This window comes from Burkholderia sp. E168m22 (assembly GCF_001319805.1).
Lineage (GTDB): Bacteria > Pseudomonadota > Gammaproteobacteria > Burkholderiales > Burkholderiaceae > Burkholderia > Burkholderia orbicola.
Genome location: NZ_BBSK01000050.1, coordinates 127,757 through 133,912, shown reverse-complemented (window position 1 = coordinate 133,912; position 6,156 = coordinate 127,757). Strand labels below are relative to the sequence as shown.

Genomic DNA, 6,156 nt, shown 5'->3' with positions numbered 1-6,156 from the left:
AAGGCGGCATGCCGCGCACGCCGCCGGTGCGATCCGCGCGGCGACCGCGCATGCGCGCCGCNCCGGGCGCAGTCACCGGCTACCGCCTACCGGGCCGGCTTCAGCCGCACGACCCGCGTCCCGCAATTGCCGTATGCCTGCACGATCGTCAGCTCGACGATCGCGCTGCCCACCGCCCACGGCGCCGCGTCCGCTTCCGGCAGATCGGTGCGCAGCGTGGCGCGACCGTTGATCCGGTAGCGCAGGCCGCGCACGAAATCGACGAACAGCAATCCGACCCCGCTGCCGTCGCAGGCGGCCGCGTCGATCCGGCCGCCGTCGCCGTCATGCGCGGCGGGCAGCGCGAACCGCAGCGTCTTCGTATCGATCACGCGCACCACCGGCAGCAGATCGCCGTTCGCGTCGCGCCGGCTCTGCACGATGTCGCAGGTCATCGAGGCACCGCCGCCGCATGCCGCGCCGACGAACATGAACGGTTGCGATTCGACGAACTGCCGTACGCCGAGGCTCAGCCGCGTCGTCACGGCATCGCTCATCCGCTCGGCTTCGTCGGCGACGCCGAAGCGGTGTTGCGCGTCGAGTTCGCCCGGATGGAAGACCGGGTGGCGGGGAAATGATCGGGGCAGTTCTGCCATGCTGGTTGTCGTCGTCGCACGCATCGGCGCACCGTGCCGCCGCGCATGCGCGACGGCCGGCAGCGTTGCCGGCGCCGGCCGCCCAACGAAGCGCAACCGGCGCCGACTGTCGAAATAAGGAAATCGAACCGCGCGACGTGCCGGCCCCAACCGGCCCCGACACGTCGCGCCGGCTTCGGCAATCAGAAGAACCCGAGCGCCTCGGCCTGGTAGCTGACCAGCAGGCACTTCGTCTGCTGATAGTTCGACAGCGCCATCTTGTGCGTCTCGCGGCCGATCCCCGACTGCTTGTAGCCGCCGAACGCCGCATGCGCGGGGTACAGGTGGTAGCAGTTGGTCCACACGCGGCCGGCCTCGACCTCGCGGCCCATCCGGTACGCACGCGTGCCGTTGCGGGTCCACACGCCGGCGCCGAGCCCGTAGAACGTGTCGTTCGCGAGTTCGATCGCTTCCTGCTCGTCCTTGAACGTCATCACCGACGCGACCGGCCCGAAGATTTCCTCCTGGAACACGCGCATCTTGTTGTTGCCGAGCAGCATCGTCGGCTTCACGTAGTAGCCCGTGCCGAGATCGGCGGCCGGCGCCGCGCGCTCGCCGCCCGTCAGGCATTGCGCGCCTTCGCCGCGGCCGATGTCGATGTACGACAGGATCTTGTCGAGCTGCTGCTGCGACGCCTGCGCGCCGATCATCGTCTGCAGGTCGAGCGGGTGGCCGGACTTGATGCGCTCGACGCGCGCGACGGCCTTCTCGATGAAGCGTTCGTAGATCGATTCCTGGATCAGGATGCGCGACGGGCACGTGCACACTTCGCCCTGGTTCAGCGCGAACATCGCGAGCCCTTCGAGCGCCTTGTCGAGGAACGCGTCGTCCTGGTCGAGCACGTCGGCGAAGAAGATGTTCGGGCTCTTGCCGCCCAGTTCGACCGTCGACGGGATCAAGCTGTCGGCCGCCGCACGCAGGATGTGCTTGCCGACCGGCGTCGAGCCCGTGAACGCGATCTTCGCGATCCGCTTGCTGGTCGCGAGCGCTTCGCCCGCTTCCTTGCCGAAGCCGTTCACGATGTTGATCGTGCCGGCCGGGAACAGGTCGCCGATCAGCTCCATCAGCACGAGCACCGACGCGGGCGTCTGCTCGGCCGGCTTCATCACCACGCAGCAGCCGGCCGCGAGCGCCGGCGCGAGCTTCCACGCGGCCATCAGCAGCGGAAAGTTCCACGGGATGATCTGGCCGACCACACCGAGCGGCTCGTGGAAGTGATACGCGACGGTGTTGTCGTCGATTTCGGAGATGCCGCCTTCCTGTGCACGGATGCAGCCCGCGAAGTAGCGGAAGTGGTCGATCGCGAGCGGCAGGTCGGCCGCCATCGTCTCGCGCAGCGGCTTGCCGTTGTCGATCGTCTCGGCCACGGCCAGCAGCTTCAGGTTCTTTTCCATCCGGTCGGCGGCGGCGAGCAGCAGGTTCGCACGCTCGGCCACGGACGTCTTGCCCCACTGGCGGCGCACGGCATGCGCGGCGTCGAGCGCCAGTTCGATGTCGTCGGCGCCGGAGCGCGGGATGCGGCAGAACGGCTGGCCGTTGATCGGCGACACGTTCTCGAAATACTCGCCCTTCACCGGCGGAACCCACTTGCCGCCGATGTAGTTGTCGTATTGCTGACGGTACGGGTATTCGACGTCGAGGCCCAGTTGTTTCAGGTCAAACGGGTTCATACATGTCTCCTGTTCATCGTGCTTGTGTGAGTACAGCGCCGGTTGGAATGCGCTGGTCCCGTTTACGCAACATGCGTGCCAAACAGGACGAGAGGGAACGAGAGCACGTCGAGCGCGGCCCGCGCACGCTCGCACCGTGCGGTGTTCACGCACGCAACACGGCGGGTGTACCGATTCTGAACACCGCGATTGCGCAGCGACGGGGCCGGTGTTCGGAATTTCCACAGTGCGCGGCGGTGTGCAGCCCGCGGACGCGCGCCGCGCCGCGTGGCATGTCGCTTGCGTGCGGATCACCGATCCACACGCCACGGCGCACGCGCCGACCGACACCATGAACGATCGCGGCCCCCTGACCGACGACGCCATCGCCTTCATCCGCGAGCAGGCTTTCCTGATCGTCGCGACCGCCGACGCGGCCGGCAACGCCGACTGTTCGTACCGCGGCCGTCAGCCGCGCGCCGACGGCTCGTTCACGCCGCTCGTCGATATCCCGGACCGCCGCACGCTGGTGCTGCCCGACTTCGCGGGCAACCACCTGCTCAACACGATCGGCAACCTGCTCGTGAATCCGGCCATCGCGCTGCTGTTCGTCGATTTCGTGCGGCAGACGACCTGGCTCGTGCAGGGTCGCGCGACGCTCGACGAGGATGCGCAAGGGCGCGCGCATCTGTGGCCGGACGCGCTGCGCTATCTGGTGATCGAGGTGGAACGCGCAGAGGCGCGCGCGGATGCGGGGTTGCCGCCGCTCGTGCTGGCGTGACGCGCGGCGGATGAGGCTTTAACGAGCGGACGAGGTGGGCACGGCCGCTGCATTGACCAAAAGACCGAAGCACCCGGGGAACCGGGAACCAAGAACCGAAACATCGAAGCACCGGGCACCGGGCACCGGGCACCGGGCACCGGGCACCGGGCACCGGGCACCGAGCACCGAGCACCGAGCACCGAGCACCGAGCACCGAAACATCGAAACACCCGCGCGCCACGGTGCAACGCTCAACGCCCTTGCGTCTCCACACACGCCGGCTCACCTCGACTGCGCGCCGCCGACGCATCGGCCTGCGCGTGGCCATCCGCCTCGTCGCCCGTTTCGTCGGCCGCCGGCCGCCCGCCGAGAAACCCGAACACCACCACCGCGCACAGCACCGTGACGACGGCCAGCCCGATCAGCAGCCGGTCGAACGCATGCGTGTAGCTCGCGATCAGCGCCGCACGTCCGACGCCCGGCAACGCGGCAGCCGCACCCGCGAGATCGCCGGTCGCGAGCCGCGCGGCCGCACGCAGCGTTGCGTCGGGCGTGGCCGCGGCACCGGCCGCGTGCGCGAGCCCCGCCTGCGCGAGCGCGGCCAGCACCGCACCGACGATCGCCAGCGCAATCCCCTCGCCGGCGACGCGCGTCGTACTGAAAATGCCCGTCGCCATCCCCGCGCGCTCCTTCGGCACGACGCTCACCGACAGCCCGTCCATCAGCCCCCACGGCATGCCGGCACCGACGCCGATCGCGAGCATCGGCGCGATCGCCGCCGGCCCCGCGCCGCCGCGCAGCGCGATGCCGAGCCACACGAGCCCGGCCGCCGCGACGAGCAGCCCGAGCCCGGAAATCACGCCGGCCGACAGCCAGCGCGTGAGCGTCGCCGCGACGAGCGGCACGACCAGCATCGGCGCGGAGATCGCGAGCATCAGCCAGCCGGCGTCGATCTCGCTGAAGCCGTCGATGCCGATGAAGCGCAGCGGCAGCACGACGAGCAGCACGATGTAGCAGCAACAGGTCGACACCGGCAGCACCTGCACGCCGACGAAGCGCGCGATGCGGAACAGCGACAGGTCGAGCATCGGCCGCGCGACGCGTGTCTCGATCGTCACGAATGCGCACGCGCCGAGCGCCGCGCCGGCCAGCAGCGCGATCACGAGCGGGCTCGACCAGCCGCGCGCGGGCGCCTCGATCACGCCGAACGTGAACAGCGACAGCGCGGCCGTGAACGCCGCCGTGCCGGGCCAGTCGAGCCCGGTCGCGTGCGGGTCGCGCGACTCGTGCATGCGCGGCAGCCCGAACGCGAGCGACAGCACGCCGGCCACCGCGCTCGTCACGAAGATCGCGCGCCAGCCGTAATGCCCGATCAGCCCGCCGGCGATCACGGGCCCGAACGCGAGCCCGATGCCGAACGTCGTGCCGAGCAGGCTGAATGCACGCGTGCGCGCCGCGCCGTCGAATTCCTGCGCGAGCGCGGCCGTGCCGCCGGCCAGCGCCGCGGCCGCCGCGAGCCCTTGCGCGGCGCGCAGCAGATCGACGGCGAGCATCGACGGCGCGAACGCGAGCGCGATCGACATCAGCGTGAAGCCGCCGACGCCGATCGCGAACAGGCGCTTGCGGCCGAACTGGTCGGCCAGCGCACCCGACGCCATCAGGAAGCTGCCGAACGCGAGCATGAACGCGTTGGTGATCCAGTTCATCGCGACCGGGCTGCCGTGCAGGTCGCGGCCGATCGCCGGCGTCGCGACCGCGCCGCCCGAAAACGACAGCGGCAGCGCGACGGCGGCCATGCAGACGGCGGCCAGCACCCATGCGCGCCGGCGCGCCGCGTGGGCCACGTGGGCCGGGGCGGCTGAAACAGGGTGATCCATCATCGCTCCTCGAAAAAGCCGGCGCGGATGCGCCATCAGAGCGACAGAAGATAAATCCGATTCAATCCGCGAAAAACCACGCGAAGCTCCGCATATAACGGATTAAAATTCCGCAATACACCTGCCTGCGTGCGTCACCGCGCGTCCTTCGATTCGATGGAAAGATGGAAAACCTCACCGGCATCGTCGCGTTCGTCCGCACCGCCGAAGCGCTGAGCTTCGTCGCGGCCGGCCGCGCGCTCGGCATCTCGGCGTCGGCGGTCGGCAAGACGATCGCGAAACTGGAACAGTCGCTCGGCGTGCGGCTGTTCAACCGCACGACGCGGCGCGTGACGCTCACCGACGAGGGGCGGCATTTCTACGAGCGCTGCCAGCGCATCCTCGAGGATTTCCGCGACGCGGAGGCGACCGTGACGGCGTCCGCGCAGCGCCCGCGCGGCAAGCTGCGCGTGAGCCTGCCGGTGATCGGCTACCGCTTCCTGCTGCCGGTGCTGCCCGAATTCCGGCAGCGCTATCCGGACGTCGAGCTCGATCTCGATTTCAACGACCGGATGGTCGACGTCGTCGAAGGCGGCTTCGACGCGGTGATCCGCAGCGGCCCGCTGTCCGATTCGAGCCTGATGTCGCGGCGGCTCGGCCCGTTCGCGTTCGTGCTGTGCGCGACGCCCGCCTATCTCGCGCAGGCCGGCACGCCGCGCACGCCGCGCGAGCTCGAAGCGCACGACTGCGTACGCTACTGCTTCCCGACCACCGGCAAGCTGCAGGACTGGGCGCTCGCGGCCGACGACGGCACGCCGCTCACGCTGCGCACCGCGATGACCTGCAACAACATGGAAGCGCTGCGCGGCGCCGTGCTCGCGGGGCTCGGCATCGGCTACATGCCCGACTTCCTCGCGCGCGACGCGCTCGAATACGGCACGCTCGTCACCGTGCTCGACGACTACCGGATCGCGCCGGGGCAGTTCTCGATCGTGTGGCCGTCGAGCCGGCAGTTGTCGCCGAAGCTGCGCGTGTTCGTCGATTTCCTATGCGAGCGGCTGTTCAAATAGCAACAAGCTGGAGAGGTATTCCGAAAAGCATGGCGTCCCGGACGTTTGGTACAAGAACGCTCAGACCGTCGAAGCTGCTTCCCTCGACGTTTGATCAGCTGTTCGCCCCAAATCAGACTCACGCCTATTCGACTCGCAGGTCCG

The 6,156-nt window shown here is 69.3% G+C and carries 5 protein-coding genes; 2 read left to right on the top strand and 3 right to left on the bottom strand.

The window, feature by feature from the left end; genetic code table 11:
• Positions 1-86: 86 nt before the first annotated feature.
• A complete protein-coding gene (locus AP428_RS14135; protein ID WP_054928228.1) occupies positions 87-635 on the bottom strand; it encodes a hypothetical protein in 549 nt (182 codons plus the stop codon).
• A gap of 182 nt (positions 636-817) precedes the next feature.
• Positions 818-2,344, bottom strand: a complete 1,527-nt coding sequence (locus tag AP428_RS14130; protein ID WP_011694006.1) for an aldehyde dehydrogenase family protein — start codon at positions 2,342-2,344, stop codon at positions 818-820.
• 331 nt (positions 2,345-2,675) lie between these two features.
• Here AP428_RS14130 and AP428_RS14125 point away from each other — a divergent pair, with 331 nt between their 5' ends.
• Complete coding sequence (locus AP428_RS14125) at positions 2,676-3,104, top strand: pyridoxamine 5'-phosphate oxidase family protein (protein ID WP_053524477.1); 429 nt, start codon at positions 2,676-2,678, stop codon at positions 3,102-3,104.
• Positions 3,105-3,337: 233 nt separating this feature from the next.
• On the opposite strand, the gene AP428_RS14120 is transcribed toward AP428_RS14125, so the two are convergent.
• Complete coding sequence (locus tag AP428_RS14120) at positions 3,338-4,963, bottom strand: MFS transporter (protein WP_054928227.1); 1,626 nt, start codon at positions 4,961-4,963, stop codon at positions 3,338-3,340.
• Between the two features lie 164 nt (positions 4,964-5,127).
• On the opposite strand from AP428_RS14120, the gene AP428_RS14115 reads away from it, so the two are divergent.
• Positions 5,128-6,012 carry a LysR family transcriptional regulator gene (locus AP428_RS14115; protein WP_054928220.1) on the top strand — a complete coding sequence of 295 codons (885 nt, stop codon included), beginning with the start codon at positions 5,128-5,130 and terminating at the stop codon, positions 6,010-6,012.
• Positions 6,013-6,156: the final 144 nt, after the last annotated feature.